This window comes from Streptomyces sennicomposti, from assembly GCF_019890635.1.
GTDB lineage: Bacteria > Actinomycetota > Actinomycetes > Streptomycetales > Streptomycetaceae > Streptomyces > Streptomyces sennicomposti.
In genome coordinates, this window is the sequence record NZ_JAIOAB010000044.1 from 20942 (window position 1) to 47676 (window position 26735).

The 26735-nt window shown below is 73.4% G+C and carries 14 protein-coding genes; 4 read left to right on the forward strand and 10 right to left on the reverse strand.

Annotated elements, in window-relative coordinates; all coding sequences use genetic code 11:
* Positions 1-37 precede the first annotated feature (37 nt).
* Together K7787_RS22410 and K7787_RS22415 are read right to left on the reverse strand one after the other, a co-directional pair.
* Positions 38-1411, reverse strand: coding sequence for a wax ester/triacylglycerol synthase family O-acyltransferase (locus K7787_RS22410; protein WP_043261575.1), 1374 nt, complete (start codon positions 1409-1411; stop codon positions 38-40).
* Positions 1412-1556: 145 nt separating this feature from the next.
* The gene (locus tag K7787_RS22415) at positions 1557-3878 is read right to left on the reverse strand and encodes a GH92 family glycosyl hydrolase (protein ID WP_223002703.1); all 2322 of its coding nucleotides are present in this window, start codon (positions 3876-3878) and stop codon (positions 1557-1559) included.
* A gap of 262 nt (positions 3879-4140) precedes the next feature.
* Between K7787_RS22415 and K7787_RS22420 the strand changes: the two genes are divergently transcribed.
* On the forward strand, positions 4141-4518 hold the full coding sequence (locus tag K7787_RS22420) for a cupin domain-containing protein (protein WP_169436280.1): 378 nt from the start codon (positions 4141-4143) through the stop codon (positions 4516-4518).
* Between the two features lie 19 nt (positions 4519-4537).
* On the opposite strand, the gene glgC is transcribed toward K7787_RS22420, so the two are convergent.
* Genes glgC through K7787_RS22435 form a run of 3 tightly spaced genes read right to left on the reverse strand, consistent with a single transcriptional unit; the run spans position 4538 to position 8007 of the window.
* Positions 4538-5758, reverse strand: a complete 1221-nt coding sequence (glgC, locus tag K7787_RS22425) for a glucose-1-phosphate adenylyltransferase (RefSeq protein WP_027758698.1) — start codon at positions 5756-5758, stop codon at positions 4538-4540.
* A gap of 50 nt (positions 5759-5808) precedes the next feature.
* Entirely contained in the window at positions 5809-6984 is a 1176-nt protein-coding gene (gene glgA / locus K7787_RS22430; RefSeq protein WP_223002716.1) for a glycogen synthase, read from the reverse strand.
* Positions 6985-7038: 54 nt separating this feature from the next.
* A complete protein-coding gene (locus K7787_RS22435; protein ID WP_308036432.1) occupies positions 7039-8007 on the reverse strand; it encodes a (2Fe-2S)-binding protein in 969 nt (322 codons plus the stop codon).
* Positions 8008-8324: 317 nt separating this feature from the next.
* On the opposite strand from K7787_RS22435, the gene K7787_RS22440 reads away from it, so the two are divergent.
* The gene (locus tag K7787_RS22440) at positions 8325-9755 is read left to right on the forward strand and encodes a DMT family transporter (protein ID WP_223002704.1); all 1431 of its coding nucleotides are present in this window, start codon (positions 8325-8327) and stop codon (positions 9753-9755) included.
* Between the two features lie 380 nt (positions 9756-10135).
* Here K7787_RS22440 and K7787_RS22445 read toward each other — a convergent pair whose 3' ends face one another.
* The gene (locus K7787_RS22445) at positions 10136-11413 is read right to left on the reverse strand and encodes a transglycosylase family protein (RefSeq protein ID WP_223002705.1); all 1278 of its coding nucleotides are present in this window, start codon (positions 11411-11413) and stop codon (positions 10136-10138) included.
* Between the two features lie 352 nt (positions 11414-11765).
* Here K7787_RS22445 and gnd point away from each other — a divergent pair, with 352 nt between their 5' ends.
* Positions 11766-13199 carry an NADP-dependent phosphogluconate dehydrogenase gene (gene gnd / locus K7787_RS22450; protein WP_223002706.1) on the forward strand — a complete coding sequence of 478 codons (1434 nt, stop codon included), beginning with the start codon at positions 11766-11768 and terminating at the stop codon, positions 13197-13199.
* Between the two features lie 876 nt (positions 13200-14075).
* On the opposite strand, the gene panD is transcribed toward gnd, so the two are convergent.
* Positions 14076-14498, reverse strand: coding sequence for an aspartate 1-decarboxylase (gene panD, locus K7787_RS22455; protein WP_027758700.1), 423 nt, complete (start codon positions 14496-14498; stop codon positions 14076-14078).
* 164 nt (positions 14499-14662) lie between these two features.
* Between panD and K7787_RS22460 the strand changes: the two genes are divergently transcribed.
* Complete coding sequence (locus K7787_RS22460; RefSeq protein ID WP_223002707.1) at positions 14663-15883, forward strand: metallophosphoesterase; 1221 nt, start codon at positions 14663-14665, stop codon at positions 15881-15883.
* 37 nt (positions 15884-15920) lie between these two features.
* Here K7787_RS22460 and K7787_RS22465 read toward each other — a convergent pair whose 3' ends face one another.
* The 3 genes from K7787_RS22465 to K7787_RS32150 form a co-directional block, all read right to left on the reverse strand.
* The gene (locus K7787_RS22465; protein ID WP_223002708.1) at positions 15921-16079 is read right to left on the reverse strand and encodes a hypothetical protein; all 159 of its coding nucleotides are present in this window, start codon (positions 16077-16079) and stop codon (positions 15921-15923) included.
* Positions 16080-16471: 392 nt separating this feature from the next.
* Positions 16472-16765, reverse strand: a complete 294-nt coding sequence (locus K7787_RS22470; protein WP_164389646.1) for a hypothetical protein — start codon at positions 16763-16765, stop codon at positions 16472-16474.
* Between the two features lie 18 nt (positions 16766-16783).
* Positions 16784-26440, reverse strand: coding sequence for a polymorphic toxin-type HINT domain-containing protein (locus K7787_RS32150; protein ID WP_223002709.1), 9657 nt, complete (start codon positions 26438-26440; stop codon positions 16784-16786).
* Positions 26441-26735: the final 295 nt, after the last annotated feature.

Consider the following 26735-nt stretch of genomic DNA (forward strand, 5'->3'; position numbering starts at 1 on the left):
ACGGCAGCGGCGCGGCGTACCGCCAAACGCGCGACGATCAAGGCGCGCAGACCGTGAGAAGGGTCTCCACCTCCTCGGACAGGGCGCGGGCCAGCCGGTTCAGATCGGGTACGGCCCGGGCGTCGGCGACCAGTCCGTAGTGGACGCGGCCGCGGTAGGTGGAGACGGCGACGGCGAGGGACTGGCCGGGGGCGAGGGGGGCGAAGGGGTAGACGGCGGTGAGGGGGTGGCCGCCGAGCCGGAGGCCGAAGCCGGGCAGCGGGACGCTGGTGACGAGGATGTCGAACCAGAGCCGGGCGGCCTGGCCGACCAGAGGGCCGCCGAGCCGGTGGCCGAGGGCGGGGACGTGGTCGGCGAGGAGGGCGACGGCGCCCGCGCCCCGGTCGGGTCCGGCGTCCTTGTTGCGGTCCATGGCAGTGCGCACGGCGGCGAGCCGGCGCAGCGGGTCGGCGACGCCGACGGGCAGTTCCATCAGATAGCCGGAGAGCCGGTTGCCCTGCGGGTGGGCGGTGCGCGGCCGGCGCCGGGAGACGGGGATCAGGGCGCGCGGGGCGGCGCCCTCGCTGGAGTCGCCGCGCTCGTCGAGCCAGGTGCGCAGGGCGCCGGCGACGACCGCGATCAGCACGTCGTTGACGGTGCCGCCCACGGCCTTGCGCACCAGGTGCACGTCGTCGAGGTCGAGGACGACGCCGGCGGTGCGGCGGGTGCCGGTGGGCTCGGCGGTGAGCGCGGGCAGGGGGCGGGTGGCGAGGGTGGAGCGGGCGACGGAGGCGCCGATGTCCAGGGCGCGGCCGACGTCGGCGAGCGCGCCGCGTACGAGGCCGGGCAGTCTGCGCACGTCGGGCAGGGCGCCGCGGGCGGGTTCGGCGGGGCGGGGGCGGCGCTCGGGCAGGTCGATCGGGTCCATGATGGCGGCGGCGAGGCTCAGGGCGCGCAGTCCGTCGGCGAGGGCGTGGTGGAACTTGAACAGCACCGCGAAGCAGTCGCCCGCCTCGCCGGGCAGCACATGGGCCTCCCACGGCGGCCGGTTGCGTTCCAGCGGGCGCTGCATGAGCCGGCCGGCCGCCGCCTGGAAGTCGCGGGCGGGGGCGTGCAGCCGGACGTGGTGGAGCGGGTCGAAGCAGGGGTCGGGTTCGCGGGTGGCGCCGCCGAGGGCGAGGGGCCGGCGCAGTCCGTCCCGCAGGCCGTGCGGGAGGGGGTGGCGCAGGTCGAGGGGGCGCCAGGTGTCGCGGATGCGCATGCGCAGTCCGGGGACGGCGGCGGCGCGGGCGGCGAGCAGGTCGGCGGCGTGCGCGGCGGCGGTGGCCGAGGGCGCGGAGAAGATGCCGAGGGCGCCGAGGTGCATGGGGTGGTCGGCGGACTCGATGTTCCAGAACGCCAGGTCGAGGGGAGCGAGTGGATCGGAAGTCATGGCTTGCCTCGCGTCGGCGGTGAGTGAGTCTGCAGTCAACCGCTCTCGACCGATTACGGTCAAGTACGATCAGGCTACGCACGGTTACCTTCGGATGACGTCCCGCCCCGTGATCCGCACCGGGACCGCGGGGCGGGACGGGCGCTCATCGCAGCGCGGGCGGCGCCGCCTGCGCCGACGTTCCCCAGGACGAGGGGCGCGGGCCGACGGTGTAGTGCAGGGTGCGCAGCGAGCGCAGCGCGGCGGTGGTGAGATACGTCCGCTCGTACGTCACTCCGTCGGCGCGCACCGTCTGGACGTACCGCGTGTCGTGGGAGGTGCCGGGCGCGGTGACGGTGAGGGCGCCGCGCGGGTAGTAGCGGCGGTCCAGCCTGAGGTCGACGCGGTCGAAGACGGGTGTGGACAGGCCCCAGGTGGGATAGCCCGGCTGCACCGGGTAGAGGCCGATGGACGACAGCACGTTCCAGGCGGACATGGTGCCGAGGTCGTCGTTGCCGGTCAGCCCGGTCGGCTCGTCGGTGAACAGGGTCAGCGCGGCGTGCACCACGTCGGTGGTCTTCCACGGCTGCCCGGTCGACAGGTAGGTGTAGGGGGCGAGCAGGTCGGGCTCGTTCTGCGGGTTGTACTTGTCGGTGTCGTAGTAGGCGTACGGGCCGTTGACCCACACCTCGCGGGCCGTCTTCGCCGGGTCCTTCAGCAGCTGGTCGTAGGCGAAGAACTCGTCCAGCCGCTCGTTGGCGAGCCGTTCGCCGCCGATCAGGCGCACCACGCCGGGCAGGTCCTGCGGCACCAGCCACTGGTACTGCCAGGCGGTGCCCTCGTGGAAGCCGACGCTCTGCGCCGGGCTCCACGGCCCGGTGAAGGCGCCGGAGGTGTCGCGGGCGCGGAAGAAGCGCGTCGAGGGGTCGAACAGGTTGCGGTAGTTCAGCGACCGGGCGGCGTAGCGGTCGGCGTCCTCGCGGTGCCCGAGGGCGCGCGCCATCTGGGCGAGCATGGCGTCCGACAGGGCGTACTCCAGGGTCGCCGAGCCGCCGAAGGCGTAGTCGGAGTGGCCGGCCTTCGCCGGTTCGTGGCCCTGGATGTAGGGGGCGAAGCCGCGGGCGAGGTAGTCGGGGGCGGCGTCGCGGCCCACCGCGGGCGAGGCGGCCGGCGGCACTTCGTCGGCATTGCGCTTGAGTGCCTGGTAGGCGCGCTCCTCGTAGCCCTTGAGCAGGCCGTGGTGGAAGGCGTTGGTGAGGAAGGGGGTCACCGGGTCGCCGGTCATGATGTTGGTCTCGACGGTGCCGTAGCCCCACTTGGGCAGCCAGCCGCTCTCCTCGGCGATGCGGACGACGGAGATCGCCATGTCGCGGGACTCGTGGGGGGCGAGCAGGGCGAGGAACTGTGCCTGGGTGCGGTAGGTGTCCCACAGCGACCAGTTCTGGTAGTAGGTGAACCCGTCGGTGCGGTGGACCCGCCGGTCCCAGCCGGTGTAGCGGCCGTCGGCGTCGTTGCCGACGTTGGGCGCGAGGAAGGCCCGGTACAGCGCGGAGTAGAAGGTGCGCCGCAGCGTGTCGGCGCCGCCGTGGACCTGTACGTCGGCCAGCCGGTCCTCCCAGGCCCGGCGGGCGGCGGCGCGCACGGCGTCGAAGGGGCGCCCGCCCTCCGCGCGCAGGTTGCCGGCCGCGCCGGCCGCGTCCACGTACGACAGCGCGGTGGTGGCCTCGACGGTGCGGTCCTCGGTGGTGTCGAAGCGCAGATAGGCGCCGCCGTGTCCGGTGCGCGCGCCGGCGGTGACGGTGGGACCGTTCCAGGTGCCGTAGGCGGTGAAGGGCCGGTCGAACCGGGTGATCGTGTAGACCGTGTAGGGCAGGGTGTCCTTGCAGAAGCCGCGGCCGGTGATCGCGGTGCGCACGGTGTGGTCGTCGAGGATCTCCACCGTGCTCGCGACCGTCCGGTGCAGGGCCTGGCCCGCGTCGATGAGGACGTTGGCCTTGTCGGTGGCGGGGAAGGTGTAGCGCTGCACGCCGGTGCGGGTGGTCGCGGTCAGCTCGGCCCGGATGCCCGAGTCCAGGCCGACCCGGTAGTAGCCGGGGCTCGCGCTCTCGTCCTCGTGGCGGAAGCCGGCCGCGTACTTGGCGTTGTCGGTCTGGGTGATGTCGCCCGTGGTCGGCAGCACCGGCAGGTCGCCGCCGAGGCGGCAGCCGACGCCGGAGAGATGGACCAGGGAGAAGCCGCGGACGCGGTTCTGCGAGTAGTCGTAGCCGGTGCTGTGGCCGGTGTCGGGCGACAGCTGCACCATGCCGAACGGCACGGCGGCGCCGGGGAAGGTGTTGCCTTCGTTCGCCGTTCCGATGAACGGGTTGACCAGGTCGGTGAGCCGGGCGTCACGCGGTGCGGCGGCCCGTGCGGTGACGGGGGCCGCGGACAGCGCGGACGCTGCCACCGCCCCCGCCAGGCACAGGCGCAGGCGCCGGGTCCATCTCATGCGGGCAGTCCTTTGGAGGAGACGACGTTGCCTGCATGATCACGTCTGGGGGCCGGTGAGCCGGGCATCCCGGCGGTGTCGCGCGCCACGCGTCGCGCGGGAGCCGGCCGCCGAGGCCGGCTCGCGCGGTCCCGGGCCGCGCGGTCCCGGCCCCGGAGATCCAAGTGGACCCGCGGCCTTCGGGGCGCGCACCATGGGGGCGTCGCTTCCGCGTCGTGCCGGCCCCGGCGACGCACCTCACCCGCGGAAGGAAGTGGACCAGATGCCCAAGGTCTCCCGGGACACCGCCACCCAGGGCGGCGACTACGGCCCGGTCGTCGAGCAGTCCGAGGACCTGGAGCCGTACACGGTGGACTTCCGCAGCTTCCGCGAGGACGTCGACCTGACCCCGCTGCTCAGGGAACTGCCGGACGGCCGCTGCCAGTGCCCGCACTGGGGCTACGTCTTCAAGGGCGAGCTGAAGCTGCGCTACCCCGACCACGACGAGGTGTACACGGCCGGGGAGGCCTTCTACGCCCCGCCCGGCCACGTCCCCGTGCACACCGCGCCGGGCACCGAGTACGTCCAGTTCAGCCCGGCCGACGAGGTGCGCCGGGCCAGCGCGATCACGCTCAACCACTTCCCGCCGCTGACCGGCTGAGCGCGCCGCCCCTGGTCGCCTACGGCACCCGCTGCCCCTTGCCGAGGGCGATCACGCCGCCCTTGGACACCGTGTACAGCTCGGCGTCGCGCTCCGGGTTGACGCCTATCGTCGCGCCGGGCGGCACCTCCACGTTCTTGTCCAGCACCGCCCCGCGCACCACCGCGCCCCGGCCGATGTGGACGTTGTCGTGCAGCACCGAGCCCTGGACCACCGCACCCGGATCGACCCGCACGCCCGGGGACAGCACCGAGCGCGTGACCTGGCCGCGGATCAGGCAGCCCGCGCTGATGATCGACTCTCCGGCGATGCCGCCCGCGTTGAACCGGGCCGGCGAGAGCTGGTAGGAGTGCGTGTAGATCGGCCAGTCGCGGTTGTACAGGTTGAAGGCGGGGCGCTCGGCGATCAGGTCCATATGGGCGTCGTAGTACGCGTCGAGGGTGCCCACGTCCCGCCAGTAGCCCTGGTCGCGGCTGGTCTCGCCGGGCACGTGGTTGGCGCTGAAGTCGTACAGCTGGGCCTCGCCGCGCTCGGTGAGCTGGGGCAGGATCGAGCCGCCCATGTCGTGCACCGAGTCGGGGTCCTCGGCGTCCCGGTGCAGCGCCTCGATCAGCGCCTTGGTGGTGAACAGGTAGTTGCCCATGGAGGCGAACACGCACTCCGGGTCGTCGGCGAGGCCCGGCGGGTCGGCGGGCTTCTCCAGGAAGCGCTCGACGGTCAGCCCGTCGGAGCCCGGCGTGATCACCCCGAAGGACGAGGACTCGGCGCGCGGCACCCGGATGCCGGCGACCGTCACCCCCGCGCCGCCCTCGATGTGCTGCCGCAGCATCTGCCGCGGGTCCATGCGGTAGACGTGGTCGGCGCCGAACACCGCGACGTACTCGGGCTGCTCGTCGTGGACCAGGTTGAGGGACTGCAGGATCGCGTCGGCGCTGCCCAGGTACCAGCGCGGGCCGAGCCGCTGCTGCGCGGGCACCGGGGTGACGTAGTTGCCGAGCAGGCTGGACATCCGCCAGGTGGTGGTGATGTGCCGGTCCAGCGAGTGCGACTTGTACTGGGTCAGCACGCAGATGCGCAGGATGTCGGCGTTGACGAGGTTGGACAGGACGAAGTCGACGAGCCGGTAGGTGCCGCCGAACGTGACCGCGGGCTTGGCGCGGTCGGCGGTCAGAGGCATCAGGCGTTTGCCCTCTCCGCCCGCAAGGACGATTCCGAGGACCGAAGGTCCACCACGACGCATGGCCGCTCCCCTCACCCGGTTGCACCACTACTGCCCTGGTGCGCGGTCGGCTAAGCCTGCTTGCGGATCTCCTCGTACAGCTGCGCGGTGCGCCGCGCGACCGCGTCCCAGCCGAACTCCTCGACCGCCCGCCGCCGCCCGGCCTCGCCCATCCGGCGGGCGGACTCCGGGTCGCCGAGCACCTCGTCCAGGGCCCGGGTCAGCCCCGCCTCGAAGCCGTCGCCGACGTCGTCGCCGGTGTCCACGAGCACGCCGGTGCGGCCGTCCTCGACCACCTCCGGGATGCCGCCCACCCGCGAGGCCACGACCGGGGTGCCGCAGGCCATCGCCTCCAGGTTGACGATCCCGAGCGGCTCGTACACCGAGGGGCAGACGAAGACGGCCGCGTGGGTGAGCAGCTGGACCACCTCCGGGCGCGGCAGCATCCGCGGCACCCAGTGCACGCCCCGGCGGGCCCGGCTCAGCTCCTCGTACAGCTCGCGGAACTCTCGGTCGATCTCCGGCGTGTCGGGGGCGCCCGCGCACAGCACCACCTGCACCCCGGGGTCGATGCCGCGCACCGCGCGCAGCAGATGGGGCACGCCCTTCTGGCGGGTGATGCGGCCGACGAACAGCACGTAGGGGCGGTTCGGGTCCACGCCGATCCGGGTGAGCGCGTCGGTGCCCGGGTCGGGGCGGTACAGGGCGGTGTCGATGCCGTTGTGGATGACGTGGACGCGGGCCGGGTCGAGGGCCGGGTAGCAGCCGAGGATGTCCTCGCGCATGGCCCCGGAGACGGCGACCACCGCGTCGGCGGCCTCGAACGCGGTGCGCTCGGCCCAGCTGGAGAGGGCGTAGCCGCCGCCGAGCTGTTCGGCCTTCCACGGGCGCAGGGGCTCCAGCGAGTGCGCGGTCACCACGTGCGGCACGCCGTGCAGCAGCTTGGCGAGGTGGCCGGCGAGGTTGGCGTACCAGGTGTGGGAGTGGACCAGCTCGCGGTCCTGGAGGGCGGCGGTCATGGCGAGGTCGACGGAGAAGGTGCGCAGGGCGTCGTTGGCGCCGTCCAGGGCGCGCCAGGAGCGGTGGCGTACGACGCCGTCGGCGCGGTCGCCCGTGGACGACTCGCCCCAGCAGTGCACCTCCAGGTCGACCAGGCGCCGCAGTTCCCGGGCGAGGAACTCGACGTGGACGCCGGCGCCGCCGTACACGTCCGGCGGGTACTCCCGGGTCAGCAGTCCCACTCGCACGCGCAACCCCCTGGGTCCTCGGCCGCCGGCCGCCGCGGCCGGTCCCTTTCATGGTCACCCGGACGGGCCGCGTGGGGAAGAGCGCGGGACTCGTGCGAAACAACAGTCACCGCAGACCCCGCCGCCGGGCACGCGGTAGTAGAGGCAGCAGCTGCGCCGCCGGAAGGCGAGGTCCGTCCCGTGCGCGGTGAGCGTTCCGGCGCCGACGAGCAGGGGGTGGGCGAGGAGGTCCGCCGCCAGGGCGCGGGTCCGGCCGGCGGCCTCCAGGTCGCCGTTCTCCCGCGCCCACCGGGCGAGCCGGCGGGCCGCTCCGGCCAGCGCCGAGGCCGCGTTGCCCCGCAGCAGGCCGGCGGCCGGGCCGTGGCGGGCGCGCAGGGCCGCCGCCAGGGGCTCCAGATGGCCGTGCAGGACGGCGCCGGCGAGCGTCGCCGGGTCGGCGGGCCGCTCGCGCACCTCGGTCAGCCACAGGTCCTCGGGCGCGCTGCCCGCCGGGTCCCAGCGCAGGAGGCGCGGATCGAGGTCCGGGAGGCGCCCGTAGCGTACGGCGCAGCCGAGCGCGACGGACCACAGCCGGGCGGCCAGGGCCTGGTGCGCGACCGAGGCGGCGACGCGGGGTTCGCGGGCGCCGATGCCGGCGGCGACGCGGCGGACGCGGGTGTCCAGCGGGTGGGGGTGCGGAGGCGGGGGGCAGGGGTGGCGTTCCGGGCCGTGGTCGGGGCCGGGGGCGGGGCCGCGAGCGGGGTCGGAGTCGGGGTGTAGGCCGGTGTCGGGGCGGAGGTCGGCGTTGGGGCGGAGGCCGGTGTCGGGGCGGAGGTCGGCGTTGGGGCGGAGGCCGGTGTCGGGGCGGAGGTCGGCGGCGGGGCGGAGGTCGGCGGCGGGGGCGGTGGGTGTGCGGTCGTAGGCCTGGGCGAGGGTGGGCAGCGGGCCGTGCGGGGGCTCGCCCGTGCGCAGGGCGAAGAAGCCGCCGAGGGGGGCGAGCGCGGCGAGTCGGGCGTCGAGGTGCACGAGGAGCAGTAGTACCAACAGCGGACGGGCAAGCGGCCCGCCGGGGCCGTGGCGAGGGCCGGGGAGGGCTGTTTCCGGACGATCTTCGCAGGCCCTGGGGGCTTCCGCGGGGGGTGTACGGGCGTCCTGCCGACGGTCCCCGGTACGGAAACCCCCTCTTCCGTCGCCCGCCCAGGGGAGGAGAGGGCAACAGGCGTACTCCATCGGCAGTATGACCCATTGAGTGCTCAGGGGGGACGACGGGAAGAGATCGGCGCGGCAGGCTGTTGGACCATGGAAGCCGACCGTTCGCCGCGCCGGGCCCACCGCCCCCGCCGCCCGCAGAGGAGCAGCCGATGAGCGCCCTCGCGTTGTCCGTGCTGCTGTCGTTCGTGTCCGCCGTGGCCTACGCGGGCGGCGCGATCGTGCAGGAGCGGGTCGCGGTCACCACCCCCGGCAAACGGTACGCGCCGCTGCGCCGCGCGGCCTGGTGGGCGGCGGTGGCGCTGAACGGCCTGGGCGGACTGCTGCACGTGGTGGCGCTGGCCTACGGTCCGCTCAGCCTGGTGCAGCCGCTGGGCGCCCTCACCATCGTGTTCGCGCTGCCGATGGCGGCGCTCTTCGTGGGCCGCCGGGCGGGCGCCGCCGCGTGGCGGGGCGCGATCATGACGACGGTGGGCCTGGCCGGTCTGCTGTCGCTGGTGGGCGCCTCCCCCGCGCAGTCGCTGAGCGGTGCGCAGCGGGTGGCCCTCGCCGTGATCACCGGCGGCGCGCTCGCCGCGCTCACGGTCGCGGGCCGGGCGGCGCACCGGCATCCTGCGGTGCGCAGCGTGCTGCTCGCCGTCGGCGCGGGGCTCGCCTTCGGCATGTCCTCGGTGTTCACCAAGACGGTCGCGGTGGACTGGACGGACGGGGTCGCGGCGGCGGAGCTGCCGTCGCTGGCCGCGATCGGCGCGCTGGCCACGGCGGGCATGCTGCTGTCCCAGGCCTCCTACCGCGGCGGCGGTCTGACGGCGCCGCTGGCCACGCTGACCGTGGTGAACCCGGTGGCGGCGGCCGCGGTCGGCATCACGATGTTCGGCGAGGGCTTCCGGTACGGCACGACGGGCACCCTGCTGGCGCTCGGCTGCGGGGTGGTGGCCGTGGGCGGCCTGATCCTGCTCACCACCGAACGCATGGGACGGACGACACGGCCGGTGAGGACCGGGGCGGCCGGGGCCTCCGGGGATGCCGGGACCGTCGGGTCCGCCGGGGCTGCCGGGGCAGGCAGGGCTGCTGGGGCTGTCGAGGTCGCCGGGGCTGTCGGGGTCGCCGGCAAGGACGCGCCGGATCGGACGGGGACGGCGGGCGGGGCGGGGGCCGGGCGCTTCGACGAGCCAGCGTCGGCCGCCGCGGCAGCGGCCGGTGAGGTGCGGGCGGGCGCCGGGCCCGCGCAGGAGCCGGTGCGGGCGGACGTCCCCGCCGGGGCGGCAGCCGTGGCGGCGCCGACGAGTGCGGCGCCTACGAGCATGCCGGGGCGGGCGGCGCTCGCCGACCTCCCGGTGGGGGCGGTGCTCGGGGGCGGGATTCCCGCGCAGCTCGGCACGCCCGTGGACGGCGGCGGTCCGGGGCCCGCGCGCCCGGCCGCCGAGGACGCCGGACAGGGCGCCGGACCGGAGGAGCACGGCGAACCGTCCCCGAGCCCGGCGTCGCTCCTGGGCGAGGCGCTGCGCGCCGTGCCCTTCCGCATGGTCGCCTACGTCCCGCCGCCGACCACGGATCGACACCGGCCGCGCGTCAGCTCCTGACGGGCACCGCCCGGGGGCCGGATGCCGACGGACGACACCCACAGGCCGAAGACCGGACGAACACCGGCCGGGGGCCAGAGGCCAACACGCATCACCCCGGGCGGAGGCGGACACGCACCGCCCAAGGCCAGAAGCGGACACGCTTCGCCCGGCAACGGAAGCCGACCGCCATCGCCCGCGCCTCAGATCCTCACAGGCACCGCGGAGGCCAGATGCCGACGGGCCACACCCGCAAGCCGAAGACCGAACGAACACCGGCTGGCGACCAGAGGCCAACACGCCTCACCCCGGGCTGAGGCGGACACGCGCCGCCCGGGGGTGGAAACGGACACGCTCCGCCCGGCGGCGGAAGCCGACCGCCTTCTCCCTTCTCCCGTGCGTCAGATCCTGACGCCGCCGGCGCGGAGATAGGCGAGCGGGTCGATGTCCGAGCCGAAGCCGGGGCCCGTCCGCACCTCGAAGTGCAGGTGCGGGCCCGTCACGTTGCCCGTGGCGCCCGAGCGGCCGATGCGCTGTCCCGCGCCGACCGTCTGCCCGGTGCGCACCGAGATCGCCGACAGGTGCCCGTACTGGGTGTAGCGGCCGTCGGCGTGCCGGATGACCACCTGGTAGCCGTAGGCGCCGCCCCAGCCGGCGCTGACCACGTGGCCGGCGGCGGCCGCGTGCACCGAGGTGCCGGTGGGCACCTCGAAGTCGACGCCGGTGTGGTAGCCCTTGGACCAGTGGGAGCCGCTCGCCCGGTAGCCGGTGCCGATCGGGGCCTGCACGGGGGCGACGAGGGTGTGCGAGGTGGTGTGCGACGTCCCGGCGTGGCTCGTCCCGGACCGGGTCGCGGGCTTGGCCTTGGTCTTCGGCTTCGCCGTCTCGGTTCTCGGCTTGGTCCGCGTCTTCGGCTTCGCCTGCTTCTTCGGCTCGGCGGCCGGGCGGGCGGCGGCGGAGCCGCCCTGGTGCGGCGCGGTGTGCGTCGAGCGCAGCGAGAGACGCTGGCCGGGCATGATCAGGTCGGGGTCGTCGCCGACGGTGGCGCGGTTGGCGGCGTACAACTGGTGCCAGCCGCCCCGGACATGCTCGTCGTCGGCGATCCCGGAGAGGGTGTCGCCGCGGACCACCGTGTACATCTCGGCGGTGCCGGCCCGCGACTGCGGGGTGGTCTGCGGCCGTACGTCGTGCGCCGAACTCCGCTTCTGCGGGGCGCTCTTCTGCTGCGGGGTGCTCTTGGCGCTCTGGGTGTGCACCGGCCGGGTCGCCGCGGCGTCCGGGTGGACGCCGGGGTCGCCGCCGCCCCGGGTCAGTCCGGCGCGCACCGAGCACACCGGCCAGGCGCCGGGCCCCTGCCCGTCGAGCACCTTCTCGGCGACCGCGATCTGCTGGTCCCGGGTGGCGAGGTCGGCGCGCGGCGCGTACCGCGTGCCGCCGTACGCCGCCCAGGTGGACCGGGTGAACTGCAGCCCGCCGTAGAAGCCGTTGCCGGTGTTGATGCTCCAGTTGCCGCTCGACTCGCAGGCCGCCACCTTGTTCCAGGTGGACGCGTCGGCCGCGTGCGCGACGCCGGCGCCGATGAGCGGGATGGCCATTCCGGCGCCGCCCGCCGTGACGGTGAGGGAGGCGCGGTTGATCCTGTTCGGCTGGTACCGGCGGTGCCGGCCGCGTGCGGCCATGTCTGAAGCCCCTTCGCCCTGCGTCAGGAGCGGCAAAAGTAGACGCCGCCAACAAGCCACGACAAGACGGCTATCGGCCGCATTGGGCCTCAAGTGGCCGGTAAGGGGCTATGGTTGGCCGGTTCGTCCGGTTCGGCCGGATAGCGGGGCGGGTGCGGACCGGCCGGTCGGCGCTGAGGCGATGGGGGCGTGCGGTACGTAAGGGAGGGTCCATGGGACCTGAGCCGGACCGCGCCCCGGTCCGGGCGCCGGGCGGCGGGCCGGTACGGATGTGCGGTCGCCGTACCGGCGCGCCAGGATGGTCGAAGACGTCCCAGCCGATGATCCACCGGATTCCCAAGGAGCAGGCGGTATGAGCACTACAGCCCAGATCGGCGTCACCGGGCTCGCGGTCATGGGCCGCAACCTCGCCCGCAACTTCGCGCGCAACGGCTACACGGTCGCGCTGCACAACCGGACCGCGTCGAAGACGCACGATCTGGTGAAGGAGTTCGGGCACGAGGGCGAGTTCCTTCCCACCGAGGCCGCGAAGGACTTCGTGGCGGCGCTGGAGCGGCCGCGCCGGCTGGTGATCATGGTCAAGGCGGGCGATCCGACGGACGCGGTGATCCAGGAGTTTGCCCCGCTGCTGGAGCCCGGCGACATGATCATCGACGGCGGCAACGCGCACTTCGCCGACACCCGGCGGCGCGAGCGGGAGCTGCGCGAGCGGGGCATCCACTTCGTCGGCACCGGCATCTCCGGCGGCGAGGAGGGCGCGCTGCACGGGCCGAGCATCATGCCGGGCGGTTCGACGGAGTCGTACGACTCGCTGGGGCCGATGCTGGAGAAGATCTCCGCGAAGGCGAAGGACGGGGCGCCGTGCGTGACGCATGTGGGCCCGGACGGCGCGGGCCACTTCGTCAAGATGGTGCACAACGGCATCGAGTACGCCGACATGCAGCTGATCGGCGAGGCATACCAGCTGCTGCGGGACGTCGCCGGCTACTCCCCCGCGCAGATCGCGGAGATCTTCCGCACCTGGAACACCGGGCGGCTGGACTCGTACCTCATCGAGATCACGGCGGAGGTGCTGTCGCACGTGGACGCGGCGACCGGCGAGCCGTTCGTGGACGTGGTGGTGGACCAGGCCGAGCAGAAGGGCACGGGCCGCTGGACGGTGCAGATCGCGCTCGATCTCGGGGTGCCGGTGTCGGGCATCGCGGAGGCGGTCTTCGCGCGCTCGCTGTCGGGCCACGCGGCGCTGCGGGAGGCCTCACGGGAGCTGGCGGGGCCGAAGGCCGCGCCGCTGTCGGAGGCGGCGGCCTTCGCCGACCGGGTGGAGCAGGCGCTGTACGCCTCGAAGATCGTGTCGTACACGCAGGGCTTCCACGAGATCGCGGCGGGCAGCGAGGAGTACGGCTGGGACATCGACCTCGGGGCGATCGCCTCGATCTGGCGGGGCGGCTGCATCATCCGGGCGGCTTTCCTCGACCGGATCCGCGCGGCGTACGACGCCCGGCCGGACCTGCCGAGCCTGCTGTCCGACGAGACGTTCGCCCAGGAGATCGCGGCGGCGCAGGACGACTGGCGCGAGGTGCTGGTCGCGGCGACGCGACAGGGCGTGCCGACGCCCGGCTTCGCCGCGGCCCTCGCCTACTACGACGCGCTGCGCGCCGAACGCCTGCCCGCCGCCCTCACCCAGGCCCAGCGCGACTTCTTCGGCGCGCACACGTATCGGCGAGTGGACCGCGAGGGCGCGTTCCACACGCTGTGGGGCGGGGACCGGTCGGAGGTGGGGGCGTAAGGGACGCGGCGGGGCCGCTGCCGGGCGGGTGAGCGTGGGCGTGGGCCGCCGCCGGGCCGGTAAGCGTTGCCGGCGGGCAGGCGGGCGTGGCGGCGCGGCCGAGTCACCGGCCGCGCCCGCCGTCTGCCTCATCGGCCGTACGCCTCACCAGCCGTGCGCCTCGCCTCGCCGGCCGCCCGCGTCACTGGCCGCCTGCCTTGCCGGTCGTCCGCGTCACTGGCCGCCTGCCTTGCCGGTCGTCCGCCCGGGCCGTGCGCCTCGCCGGTCATCCGTATCGTCGGCCGTGCGCCCTGCCGGTCGTCCGCCTCCGGCCGTGCGCCTCGCCGGCCGTGCGCCCGGGCCGTGCGCCTCGGGTCCCTCAGGTCAGGGGCGGGCCCGGTTCCGGGGTGGGGGTGGGGTCCGGGCCCGGCGGGATCGGGGACGGGGGCGGCTCGGGGTCGGGTTCGGGGGCGGCGTCGGGACCGGGCCCGGCGGCGGCACGGGGGCCGGGGGCGGGGTGGGCGCCGGGGGCGGTGTCGGCTCGGGCGGCGGTGGCGGTACCGGCGTCGGCGGCCCCGGCACCGGGGGCGGCTCGGGGGCCGGGTGCGGTGCGGGCGTGGGGACCGGGTCCGGGTACGGCTGCGGCGGATCGGGCGCGGGCGCCGGATCCGGGTGCGGCTCCGGGGGCTGCGGGTCGGGGCCCGGTGCGGGACCCGGGGTGGGCCCGGGCGGTACGGGGTCGGGGTACGGGTTCGTCATGCTGTCCTCCCGCCAGTCGGTCGGCCTCGGCTCTGGACTACTCCCCCGCCTACCCGGCACCCGCACGGCCAGTCACCCGGGGGCGGACACGCGGAACCCGTCCGGCCCCCGGGCCGGACGGGTGCGCCGGGGTCGCGGTCAGGCCGGGAGGACGGCCTGCGGACTGCGCTGCTGGTCGGTGCCCGGCACCGGGGCGGACGGGTCGGCGCCGAGGGCCACGATCCGGTTCTCCGCGTCCACGTGCACGACCCGCGGCTTCAGCGCCCGCGCCTCGGCGTCGGTCACCTGCGCGTAGCTGATGAGGATCACCAGGTCGCCGGGGTGCACGAGGTGCGCGGCGGCGCCGTTGATGCCGATGACGCCCGAGCCGCGCTCGCCCTCGATGACGTAGGTCTCCAGCCGGGCGCCGTTGGTGATGTCCACGATGTGGACCAGTTCACCGGGCAGCAGATCGGCGGCGTCCAGGAGATCCGCGTCGATCGTCACCGATCCCACGTAGTGCAGGTCGGCCTGGGTGACGGTGGCGCGGTGGATCTTCGACTTGAACATCGTACGCAGCATGGAATGCTCCAGGAGGTCGGCTCCCTGCCTGCTCGTGCAGGTCAAGGGCGTCCTTCACTTTACAACCGGCATGCGCTCGCCTCCGCGTGAGGAACATCGCTCCGAGCGGAGATACAGTGCGCGGGACGGCAGCCCGGTCGGGGAAGCGGTCAGGGAGGGGAAGCGTGACCGACACCAGTGACACCCGGCCCGCCGAAGGGGAGGCGCAGGCGCCGCGGCGGAGTCTGCTGCGCCGTGTGACGCGGTACATCCCGCTGATCGCCCCCGTCCTGCTGTGGGCCGTGCCCTGCTGGGTGCTGCTGCACGCCGGCCAGCACTGGCCGCTGCCGGTCAGCCTGGCCGGCACCGCGCTGTTCGCGCTCGGCCTCGTCTCCATGCCGCTCGCGATGGCGCGCGGTCACGGCCGGCGCCAGCAGGACCGGGCGGCGGTCGTCGGCGACACCCTGCTGGGCGCGAGCTGGGTCCTGTTCACCTGGTCCGTGCTGCTCGGCGTCCTGCTGCGGCTCGCCCTGACCCTGGCCGGCGTCGGCGAGGGCCCGGACCGGGCCCGGATCGTCGCCTGGGCCGTCCTCGGCGTGTCCGCCGCCCTGCTCGCCTGGGGGTACGCCGAGGCCCGCCGGGTGCCGCGCGTGCGCCGGTTCGACGTGCGTCTCCCGCGGCTGGGCGCCGGGCTGGACGGCCTGCGGGTCGTCCTCGTCACCGACACCCACTACGGCCCCCTCGACCGCGCCCGCTGGTCGGAGCGGGTGTGCGAGACGGTGAACACCCTGGAGGCCGACCTGGTCTGCCACACCGGCGACATCGCCGACGGCACGGCCGAACGCCGCCGCGCACAGGCCGTCCCGCTCGGCACCGTGCGGGCCACCCGGGCGCGGGTCTACGTCACCGGCAACCACGAGTACTACAGCGAGGCCCAGGGCTGGGTCGACCTGATGGACGAGCTGGGCTGGGAGCCGCTGCGCAACCGGCATCTGCTGCTCGAACGCGGCGGCGACACCCTCGTGGTCGCCGGCGTGGACGACGTCACCGCCGAGTCCTCCGGCCTGGCGGGCCACCGCGCCCACCTCGCCGGCGCCCTGCACGGCGCCGACCCCGACCTGCCCGTGCTGCTGCTGGCGCACCAGCCCAAGTTCGTCGACCGGGCCGCGGCCGGCGGCGTCGACCTCCAGCTCTCCGGTCACACCCACGGCGGCCAGATCTGGCCGTTCCACCACCTGGTCCGCCTCGACCAGCCCGCCCTGGCCGGACTGAGCCGGCACGGCGCCCGCACCCTCCTCTACACCAGCCGCGGCACCGGCTTCTGGGGACCGCCGTTCCGCGTCTTCGCCCCCAGCGAGATCACCCTGCTCGTCCTGCGCTCCCCGCAGCCGCGCATCGCGCCGTAGCACCGCGCGGGCATGGGCAGCCCGGGCGGCGGCGAGGTCACGTCTTCTGGGGGCGGTCCGCGGCGAGGGCGGACCGGTAGAACTCCAGCCGGTCCTCGTCCTCGTCCACGAACTCCAAGATGTCGAAGACGGCCCCGGCTTCCCCGGACACCGCCTCGGCGTACAGCGTCACGATGCCCTCGCGCGCCGCGGCCACGCACTCCTCCGCCAGGTCGGGGCGGCCGGCCTCGGCCTCGCTGCGGTGCGACCCCCCCCGTCACGAGGTACTCGAGCATGCCCAGGAAGTGCCGCCGGACGCAGTCGTGCAGGTCCTCGGCGAGCGCCGCGAGCATCACCGGCACGGCGTGCGGGGCCACCTCGAAGAGCATGCTCTGCACCTCCAGGTGGTTCTCCAGCGTGTGCCCGGCCGTCTCCCGCGCGCTGCGCGCCGCCAGCAGCCGCCGGAAGCTCTCCGCCAGATGCGCCCCCGACCGCCCGCAGCCGCAGCGCAGCGCGGGCCAGTCGTGGCGCCCCAGTTCGAGGCGCCACGCTGTCATCAGCGGCCCCGCCCGGGTCGGCGGTCGGGTCCGGGCGGCCCCGGTGAGCGCCTCATGTGCGTCCTCGCCCGGCGAACCGCAGTTCTCGCAGCAGGTCGGCCAGCTCGGGCGGCATCTCGGACATCACGCCCCCGGCCACGTCGACCAGCAGGCGCACCGCGCGGTCGAGTCGCTCCAGCGGGCGTCCTTCCTCCAGTGCGAGATAGACCTCCGCGAGGGGCGTGGCGATGGCGCTCTCCACCGACTCGGGCAGAGCGTCCAGGTAGGCGTCGTCGTCGGTGAACACGAGGTCGACCACCCGCGTCGCCGCCTCTTTGAACGCCTGCTCGTCCGTGATGCCGGGCATGTCCTTGCTCCTCCTCGGCTACTTGTCGTGGTCGATGCCGACCCAGTCGAGACGTGGCTGGCAGGTGTGCGCGCAGGGCGTCGCGGGGGTGCCATGGGCGGTGCCCCCGGAGTTCAGTCCCCGGACCCTCACCACCTCCATCGTCCCGTTGAGCAGAGCGGAGTCGCCTTCGGCCTGCTCGGCGAGAATCATGCACATGGTCTCGGCGCACTGGTCGTGGCCGCGCTTGCCCTTCTGACGGATCATCCGGTCGAGGAGTCCTCCGGGCTTCGCCTCCAGGCCGTGCCCGTTGTAGCCGAAGTAGCTCCGGCCCGAGGGAGAGGTGTACTTCGCCGCGTAGACCACTCCGCGCTTCTTGGAGTGCGGGCGCAGGAAGTCGGCGTATCCGACGAGGTCCGGGGACGGGCCGCAGTTGTGGACCAGGGTCGACGTCTTGCCCGCCGCCACGTAGTACGTGTGCGCGGTGTCGACCGTCAGGTTGTAGACCGCGGCCTGCTGGGTCCAGGCGGTGACCGCGTCGACCTGGACCCAGGTGCCGGAGCCGGTCTGGAGCCACTGGCCGGGCTTCAGTTCGCCGGCCTTCAGCCACTTCTTCAGGTCCGGGACCCAGAAGGGGTGGCCCTCGGTCGCCGTGATGGTGTCGGTCGCCCGCCCCTGGTCGCCGTCGGTGTCGACGGTGATCCGGACGAGGTGCTTGGCGCCCTCGCCCTCGATGGTGCCGGTGACCTTCTCCTTGGAGGTCTCGCCGGTGGTCGGGTCGGTGGCGAGGACCTCGTCGCCCTCCTTCACCTCCTCGATCGGCTTGCGGCTGCCGTCGGCCATCACGACGTCCGTACCGGGTACGAAGCTGTTGGCGCTGGCGAGCGAGGCGACGTCACTGGCCGTGGAGACGCAGTCGGCCACCTCCTCGGCCTCGTTGAGGACCTTCTTGCCCTTCTCCGCCGCCTTGGCGATCTCGTCGGCGTACTTCGCCGCCTTGGCCGCCATCCGTCCGGCCTTCGCCGCCCGGACGGCCGCCGCGCCGGCGCCGCCGAGGACGATGCCGCCCACGGTCGCCGCCGCCCAGGCGCAGGACTCCATGTCGCCGGTGGTGACGCAGTTCTTGATGTCGTTGAAGCCGGTGACGTCGCCGACGATGGTGCCGACCGTCTTGACGTCGTCCCAGACCTCGCCCCAGTCGACCGCGTCCGAGACGGTCTCCACGACGCTGCCGACCTGCTTGACGACCTCGTCGCGGATGGCGTCCGCGGCCTTGGCGGCGTCGGCGACCACCTGGACGGCCGCGCCGACGATGATCGCCGGGAGGTTGGGGTCGGCGGTGACGATCGCCTTGCCGACGGCGATCAGCGGTTTGGTGGCCGCGACGATCGCCGGGATCGGGTTGTGCTGTGCCGCGAAGGAGGCCGCCTGTCTGGCCTTCTTCGTCAGGTAGACCTTGGCCTGGTAGGCCGCTCTGGCCGCCTGCTTCGCCTTCTCCCGGGCCCACTGGGTGATGCCCGTCTTCTGGCCGACCCATTTGACGGCGTTGACGGTGGCGTCGACGACCGTCTTCAGACCCGACTTCTTGTAGACCCAGTTGGCGGCCCTGCCGACGTAGTTCAGCGCCAGCTTGAACGCGGCGCCCGGGTTGCGCCACGCCCACTGCACGCCGTGCCAGACGGACTGGGCGGTCTTGGACACGTAGTTGACGCCCTGGTGGAACTTCTTGCTCGTCCAGCTCACGGCCTTCTTGCACCAGCCGCAGCTCGGCCAGTGGCCGTCCGGGTCGGTGTAGTCCAGCGGGTCGCCGGCGCCGTAGGCGTAGCGGTTGGCGAGGATCGACGCGCCGGAGCTGTAGGTGTAGGAGTCCCGCGAGTCGAAGGTGCCGGTCCCGGGGTCGTACCAGCGGGCCTGCATGTCGACCTGCCGGGTGTCCGGGTCGGTCCAGTCGCCCTGGTAGCCGGCGTTGCCGGACACGTCGGAGGCGCCGAGGACCTGGCCGAACGGGTCGAAGGCCGTGGTCTCGTCCAGGGCGGGGGCCGCGCCGTCCGCGGCGGACATGCTGCCGACGACGTCGCCGTGCTCGTCCTCCAGTGTCAGCCGGGCGGTGCCGCCGTTCTCGGCCACCGACAGCAGCTCGTCGGCGGCGCCGCGGCCGTAGGCGGCGCTCTGGTCCTTGACCGGGTCGGGGGCGAGGCCGGCGTAGGAGAAGTCCACGCCGTTGCGGGACGCGACGCGGTCCAGCGCGTCGTAGGCGTACTCCGTCCCGGACTCGCCCGCCTTCACCATCCGGTCGAAGGCGTCGAAGGTGAACTCCTCCTTCAGGCCGGAGCTGGTGCGGGAGGCGAGCGTGCCGCGCGAGGTGTAGTCGTAGGTGTAGTCGCCGTCGGCCAGCAGCCGGTCGCGTTCGTCGAAGGCCGCCGTCTTGGCGCCGTTGCGCACCCGGTTGCCGCTGTCGTCCCAGCCGTACTGGGTGGTCGTGCCGTCGGCGGTCCAGGAGGTGAGGCGGCCCGCGTAGTCGTAGCCGTAGGCGTTGGCGCCGGCCTTGGCGGTGCCGGCGGTGGTCTTGGACGTCAGCCGGTCGTCGTCGTCATAGCCGTAGTCGGTGGAGGCCATGGTCCGCCCGGCGCTGTTCTTCAGCGTGTCGGTGTCGAGCCGGCCCAGGTCGTCGTAGGTGAAGCTGCGGGACTGGCCCGCGCCGTAGTCGACCTGCTTGACCGCGCCCGAGCCGTCGTAGGTGTAGCTCTGGCGCACCCCGGTGAGCGGGTCGGTCGCGGAGGACAGCTGCTGCTTGACGTAGCCGAAGGAGGCGGTGCCGGACGCGTCGGTGCGGCTGGTGAGCAGGCCGTCGCTGTCGTAGGTGTACGTGGCGTCGCCGGACGGGCCGGTCGCGCTCAGCAGCCCGCCGCGGTCGTCGTAGTCGTAGGTGTCGTCGCCCTTCGGGGACGAGGCCTGGACCAGCCGGCCCACCGGGTCGTAGCGGAACCGCTTCTCGGGGGTGGTCACGGCGGCGCCGCTGCCGCTCTCGCGGACCAGCTGTCCCGCCTTGTCGTACTCGCGCTCGCGGACCACGCCGCCGGGTGCGGTGAGCTTCACGGGCTGGCCGGCGGCGTCGTACGCGGTCGTCCAGGTGCGGGCCTGCGGGGACGGGTCGCGGGCGGTGGCCGGTTCGATCACCGACTCGGCGAGGCCGAGCGAGTTGACCGTGTAGATCGTCGCGTTGCCGCGGCCGTCGGTGTAGCGGGTGCGGTTGCCGAGCGCGTCGTAGCCGAAGGAGGTGGTGATGGACTTGGTGTCGGAGACCGGCTCGGTCTGGCCGGTCATCCGGTTGAGGGCGTCGTAGGTGTACGTCGTGGTGCGGTTGAGCGGGTTGGTCGAGGTGACCAGGTTGCCGGCCTTGTCGTAGGTGTAACTGACCTTGCGCAGCCGGCTGCCCGCCGCGTCGAGGTCCTGGTCCTGGACGAGCTGGCCGAGCTGGTCGTAGATCTTCGCCGTGGTGCGGCCCATGCCGTCCGTGTGGCGGACCTCGCGGCCCTCGGCGTCGTAGCCGAGCTGGGTGACGGCCCCGCTGGGCTCCTGCATGCGGGTGAGCTGGCCGAGGGCGTCGTAGGCGAACTGGCTGACGGCGCCGCTCGGCGAGGTCTGCTTCACCACGTTGCCCGCGTCGTCGTACTCGTTGCGGGTGGTGAACGCGCCGGGCTGCGGCTTGCGTTCGATCTGGGTGGTGGTGACCGGGCGGTCCAGGTCGTCGTAGGTGGTCTCGGCGCGGGCGCCGTTGGGGTCCGTGACCGACAGCAGTTCGCCGGTGCGGGTGTAGGTGTACTTCCACCGGGCCCGCTCGTCGCCCGTGCCGACCGGGGCGTCCTTGACGGTGAGCCGATTCTGGCGGTCGTACTCGAACTTGGTGACGCGGCCGAGCGGGTCGGTGGTCTCCACCAGGTTGCCGAGCGCGTCGTAGGCGTTGGTGACGGTCGGGGCGACGGTGTCGGTGGAGCCGGGCGCGGTGTAGGCGGGCGCGGTCTCGGTGATCGCGCGGCCCAGCCGGTCGTAGGCGGTGCGGTTGACGTTGCCGAGGGCGTCGACCGACTCCGTCACCGCGCCGAAGGTGTCGTAGCCGGTGAAGGTGGTGGGCCGGGTGGTGGCGGGCGCGCTGCCGCCGGACTCGGTCTGCACGGCGGGCGCGGTGACGGAGACCGGGCGGCCCAGCTCGTCGTAGGCGTACTCGGTCTTGTCGCCCGCCGGGTCGGTCTTGGAGGTGGTGAGCCCGCGGTCGTCGTAGGTGTAGTCGGTGGTGCGCGAGTCGGCGCCGTTCTCCAGGGTCTCGTGGACGACGTTGCCCGCGTCGTCGTACTCGTAGCGGACGGAGTCGCCGCTGACGTTCACCGGCCAGGGGACGTTGGAGGGCGCGCCGCTGGAGGCGGTCGTCAGCACGTTGCCGGCGAGGTCGTAGGTGTACGTGGTGCGCCGCGCGAGGCCGTCGGGGTCGGCGACCTCGGACTTCACCCGGCCGACCGGGTCGTAGGTGTACTGGGTGACGAGCTTGCCGCCCGCGGTCGTCTCGGTCAGGACGTTGCCGGCGCCGTCGTAGGTGTCGGACTCCACGACGATGTCGCGCTTGGCGCCGTCGGGGTCGTGGAAGTCCTTGAGGGTGATCGACTTGACCAGGTCGTCGCCGTAGTACTGGTAGATCAGCGAGCGGCCCATGGAGTCGGTGTGCCGGACGAGCCGGCCGGCCATGTCGTAGGCGTAGGACTGCAGGACCGTGTAGTCGTCGTCGCCGCCGTCGTCGTCCCAGTCGCGCAGCCGGGTCTCGGCCATCATGTTGCGCGCGGTGTAGACGTAGTCGAAGTGGTTGCCGCCCGCGTCGACCATCGACGTCTTGTTGCCGAAGACGTCGTAGGTGTACGTGGTCTCGTTGCCCTCGGCGTCGGTGACCCGCTCCGGGCGGCCGTGGTCGTCCAGGTCGAAGGTCATCACGCGCGCGGCGTCGCCGCCGAGCAGGTCGCTGATCTCGGTGCGTACCACGTTGCCGTCGGCGTCGTAGTCCGTGGTGGTGCGCCGCTGGTGCCGGCCGGAGGTGAAGGCGTTGGTGGCCGCCGGGTCGGTGAGGGTGTGGACGCGGGAGAGCTTGTCGTAGGTGAAGGCGGAGGTCGTGCCGGCCGGCTGTGCGTCCGTGACGACGGTCTCGGTGAGCTTGCGGCCGAGCGCGTCGTACGTGTACTTGGTGACGCGGCCGGACGGCTCGGTCACCCAGGCCAGGTCGCCGTTCTTGTAGTACTGGTAGCGGGTGACCTTGCCGCGCGGGTCGGCGGTGGTGAGCGGCAGCCCGGTGGGCGTGTTGCCGCCGCCGATCGCCGGTTCGGCGCCGGTGGTGTACGTGTTGCGGGCCGTGCCGCCGTCGGGCGCCGTCTGGGTGAGCAGCGCGCCGCTGGTGTTGTACGTGTACTTGATGAGGTAGCGGTCGTCGGTGGGGCCCGAGGAGCGGCCGTCGCGGGTCTCGGTGGGCTGGTCGGCGCGCAGGTCGAAGTCGCCGGCGGCGGCCGGGTAGGTGGTGTACGCGGTGTGGCAGTCGCCGGCCGCACGGCAGGTGGTCCGGCTGGTCACGTTGCCCCGGTCGTCGTAGCCGAGGGTGACCTTGTCGCCGTTCTCGCTGGTGACGCCGGTCTGGAAGCCGTTGTCGTCGTACTCGAAGGAGCGGATGGCGACGCCGTCGACCGGGTAGCGGATGAAGTCGGGTCCGTCGCCGCTGCTGCCGGGCGGGTCGGTGCAGAAGACGGGGTCGCCCGGGTCGGGGTGGGTGCAGATCTGGTCGGGGCCGGTCGGCGACGGGGACGGGGAGGGGGCGCCGGACTCGCGGGCGCCGAGCGCCATCGGCTCGCCGTAGCGCAGCAGCCGGGAGGAGAGCCCGTCGTACTCGTAGAAGTAGGGGGCGTCCATCGGGTCGCGGACCTCGACGGTGCGGCGCAGGTCCTTGTCGTCGCCGAAGACGGCGGGGGCGCCGATCTTCCAGGTGCCGCCGTTGCGGTCGGTGTACTCCTGGACGCGGTCGCGGGCGGTGTCGTACTGGACCTCGGAGGCGGTGCGGCCGCTCGGCAGGGTGGTCCGGGTCAGGACGTCGGCGGTGCGGCCGCCCTCGCGGTAGTGGGCGGTGACGGCGGCGGCGCCCAGCGGGTGGTGGTAGACGGCGACGTCGTCGATGGCGCCGGCGAAGGACTTGGCGGCGGTGGCGCCCCAGCCGGGCCAGGAGGCGGGGGCGGTGGCGTGGGCGGCGCCGATCTGGTTGTAGGTGAGGTCGGTCTGCAGCGGCTGCTTGCCGGTGAGGGTCCCGGAGAGCTTGCCGTCCAGGTAGAGGCTCTGGGTGGTGCCGGACATGGACAGCGCGGCGTGGTGCCACTGGCCGTCGTTGACGTTCTTGGTGATGTCGGTGATCGGGGCGGCCGTGCCGGTCCAGAACTGGCCGCGCAGCTTGCCGTCGGCGCCGACGTACAGCATCGGGACGCCGGTGCCGGGCGTGGTGCCCCAGGCCTTGTCCTGGTAGCCGACGAGCGGGCCGCCGACGCCGCCGGCGATGGTCTTGAACCACACCTCGACCGCTTCGTCACGGCTCTTCTTCAGGGTGCCGGCGGGCAGGTCGACGCGTGAGGTGGAGCCGTTGAAGGAGGCGGCGGTGCCCGGGTCGCCGCTGATCGCGCCGGCGGCCTTGAGGGTGACGTTCTGGTAGGCGCCGCGGTCCTTGCCGAGGTTGGCCTGGTTGGCGCTGTTCGCCGCGGTGCCCTCCTCCTCGCCCAGGCGCCAGTAGGACTCGGGGCGCGAGTCGAGCACGGTGGAGGCGTAGTGGCTGCCGCTGCCGTAGGTGTACTGGGTGCAGCCGTTGAGCGGATCGCAGACCTTGTCCAGGAGATCGCCGGTGTAGCTGTACGTCCAGGTCAGCGGGGCGCCGTCGACGGGGGTCGTCTGGACCCTGGTGACGTGCGCGCCGGTCCAGGTGAAGGTCAGCGAGCGGGTGGTGCGGTTGTTGGTCGCGGTGGCGAGCTTGCCGGCGCTGTAGGTGTAGGTGACCGAGTTGGAGTACGGGTCGGTGATCTTCGCGAGCAGGCCGCCGGTGCTGAAGTCGTACGTGGTGCCGGACTTGTCCTGGAGGCGGTAGGTGTTGCCGGCGGAGTCGTAGGTCAGCTTGGCGAAGCGGCCGGGCGGCGGGGCGTAGGTCCCGTCGGCGTTCTTGCCGAAGCGGACGTCCTGGCCGTCGGGGTAGCGGATGACGACGTTGCCGCTGCCGTCGTCGTCGGGGGTGAGCCGCATGTCGAAGCGGGTCGTCCAGCCGGCGCCGAAGGCGAGGTCGCGCCGCGGGTCGAGGCTGTTGTACGTGCGGATGAGCGTCAGGTCGGGGCCGACGCCGGCGAGGGAGGCGTCGGTCGCGCTGGCGGTGAAGTTGCCGACGTTCGGGTCGAACTCCTTGCCCTGCGCCCCGGAGAGGTGGGAGGTGATCTCGGGCTGCGGCACGGTGGCGACCAGTGCCACCTGCTGGGTGGGCACCTCGTTGGAGGCGTCCTTGACGAAGCCGCGCCACAGGTAGGTGGTGCCCCACTTCAGCCGGCCGGCGGGCACCGGGTAGGCCGAACTCGTCTGGTAGGACGAGGTGGTGCAGGCGGTCGGCTTGCCGTCCTTGCCGGCCTCGCAGATCTCGAACTTGTACTGGAGCGCGGAGCCGGGGGGCGCGTCGATGTCGACGCCGGCCGCCCACAGCTGCGGGGTCAGGGTCTGGGCCTGGTAGCCGTTGGGCGGGAACTGCTCCTTGACCACCGGCGCGATGTCGAAGACCTGGATGGTGAGCCGGCCCGGCGGCACCTGCTCGTCGGTGAAGACCTTGCCGCCCTGGCGGACCATCGTGAAGTCGAGCATGTAGACGCCCGGCGGGAGCGCCTTGATGGTGGCGTCCACCGTCGCCCTGGCGCCGTGCGCGACGTTGCCGGTGAGGGCGCCCGCCCGCTGCTGGGTGACCAGCTTGCCCTTCTTGTCGTAGGCGCGGTAGGCGAGGTAGTAGGTGGACGGCGTCCAAGTCTCGGCGCCCTTGTTGGTGACGGAGACCTGGACCTTGCCGGCCTGGTTCTGCAGCACCGGCGGGTCGGGGACGGGCTTGGGGAAGGTGTAGGAGGCGTTGTACGGGGAGTGCGTGACGTACAGCTTGGGCGGGTTGGCCGTGGCATGGCCGGTGAACTTCTTGAAGCCGAGCGGGTCGGTGGCCGAAGCCCGCAGGGACAGGCCGTAGTTGGCCTGGGTGCCGTCGACCCAGCGCTGCACCAGGTCGCGGCCGCCCTTGCCGAGGTCGAAGAGTTCGCCGGCGGTGGGGCAGGCGGACCTCGACCGGCCGAAGTCGATGTGGCCGTAGGCGAAGGACTTCGAGGCGAGGGCGCCGCTGACCGAGGGGCCGGGGTAGGCGGTGCCGGTGCCGGCGGTCCACGCCTGGGTCACGGGGTGTACGGAGACCGGACGCGGTTTGCAGGAGGCGGAGTCGAAGTTCACGACCTGGAGCTGCACGCCGAAGATCTGGTGGTACCGCAGTTCCTCGTCCAGGTCCGGGAAGCCGAGGTAGGCGGCGGAGGCGCCGTCCGGGCCCTTGCCGACCTGGAGTTCGCTGGAGCCGACGACGGAACCCCCGCTGCGCACCGTCATGGAGGTGGAGGCGGCCGTGGTGTCGACGGAGGGGTCGATGCGGACGGGGAAGGAACGGGCCGGGTCGGCCAGCCACTTCGGGTCGGCGGTCACCTTCAGCGCCTGGCCGCCGCCGGGCTGCCGGACCAGTTCGTAGGACACGTCGTGCGAGACGGCCTGGGCGGCGTCCTCCATGAAGCCGGCCGGAATGACCGCGCGGGTGTGTCCCTGGGCATCGGTGAGTGTGATCGCCCCGCCGTCGGCCTCGGCGGTGAGGCCCTTGAGGCGGAGCGGGAAGAGGAAGCTGCCGGGGGCGGTGGCGGACTTCAGGACGAGGGTCTCCTTGACCCCGCCCGCCCGGGAGTCCAGCCAGAGGTCGGTCTCGGGGAGCACCTGCTCGTAGCCGACGCGGGCGCCGTCCGCGCGGCCCGGCACGGAGGCGGCGCCGCTCAGCCCGTAGCCGAAGGACTCGCCGGACGGCAGGGTGACGCCGGCCAGCTCGTCGGCGTCGGCGCGGCCGGCCAGGCGCAGGGTCACGGAGTCGGCGGCGTTGGTCCAGCCGTCGCCGTCCTGGACGAGCGAGGTGTCGATGGGCCGCCAGTCGCCGTGCGCGTCGCGGTAGTTGACGGGGTCGGTGGAGATCTCGCTGGTGCGGGTGCCGTCCTCGTTGGCGTAGGTGCGGCTGCGGGCGTCGCGCTCGGCGACGATCTCCTTGCTCGTCGCGCGGTCGAAGCCCTTGACCGGCGCGGGGGCCGGGGTGCTGACCCGCACGGTGTTCTTGCGCACCGCGGGCCGTGCGGCGGCCGGGTTCTTCAGCGGGTACTTGGCCCGCAGCGACCGCGGCACCTCGTTGTTGCGCCGGCCGCCCGCCTCGTGGCTCAGCCCCTCGGCGCTGCCCCAGCGCTGGTCGGGGCCCTCGGCGGCGGCCGGGTCGGCGGGGAAGAGGTGGATGCCGACGCCCGCGACGGCGAGCGAGCCGACGGCGATGACCGTCGCGAGGGCGAGCGCCACGGCCGTACCCCAGCGCGAGCGCACAAGTCTGGGCATCAGCAGCTTGCACACGCGTTTCCGGTACGCCGTCACGGTTCCCCCACAGGCCGAACAGATAATCGGCAGCGAGACTGACGGTTCGTCGGGTGGCTTGTCGACATGTTGTCCAGTCCATTCATCCGGGCGTGATCACCTTGTGATCATTTCCGGTGGCCCGGAACTCAGCATTTCCACAGGCCACTTACAGTTTTGCCCCCTGGGACGCCTGCCACCTGCGGCCGGACGGCCCGACGGCCGCGGGGAACAGCGTTCGGCGAAAGGTGGCGTCGAATACACCCACCGTTCACCTCGC

Bases quoted from the DNA above. Each gene is read 5' to 3' on its own strand.
- K7787_RS22410 (WP_043261575.1), bottom strand. From the start codon at position 1,411: ATGACTTCCGATCCACTCGCTCCCCTCGACCTGGCGTTCTGGAACATC.
- K7787_RS22415 (WP_223002703.1), bottom strand. From the start codon at position 3,878: ATGAGATGGACCCGGCGCCTGCGCCTGTGCCTGGCGGGGGCGGTGGCA.
- K7787_RS22420 (WP_169436280.1), top strand. From the start codon at position 4,141: ATGCCCAAGGTCTCCCGGGACACCGCCACCCAGGGCGGCGACTACGGC.
- glgC (WP_027758698.1), bottom strand. From the start codon at position 5,758: ATGCGTCGTGGTGGACCTTCGGTCCTCGGAATCGTCCTTGCGGGCGGA.
- K7787_RS22440 (WP_223002704.1), top strand. From the start codon at position 8,325: ATGAGCGCCCTCGCGTTGTCCGTGCTGCTGTCGTTCGTGTCCGCCGTG.
- K7787_RS22445 (WP_223002705.1), bottom strand. From the start codon at position 11,413: ATGGCCGCACGCGGCCGGCACCGCCGGTACCAGCCGAACAGGATCAAC.
- gnd (WP_223002706.1), top strand. From the start codon at position 11,766: ATGAGCACTACAGCCCAGATCGGCGTCACCGGGCTCGCGGTCATGGGC.
- panD (WP_027758700.1), bottom strand. From the start codon at position 14,498: ATGCTGCGTACGATGTTCAAGTCGAAGATCCACCGCGCCACCGTCACC.
- K7787_RS22470 (WP_164389646.1), bottom strand. From the start codon at position 16,765: ATGCCCGGCATCACGGACGAGCAGGCGTTCAAAGAGGCGGCGACGCGG.
- K7787_RS32150 (WP_223002709.1), bottom strand. From the start codon at position 26,440: ATGCCCAGACTTGTGCGCTCGCGCTGGGGTACGGCCGTGGCGCTCGCC.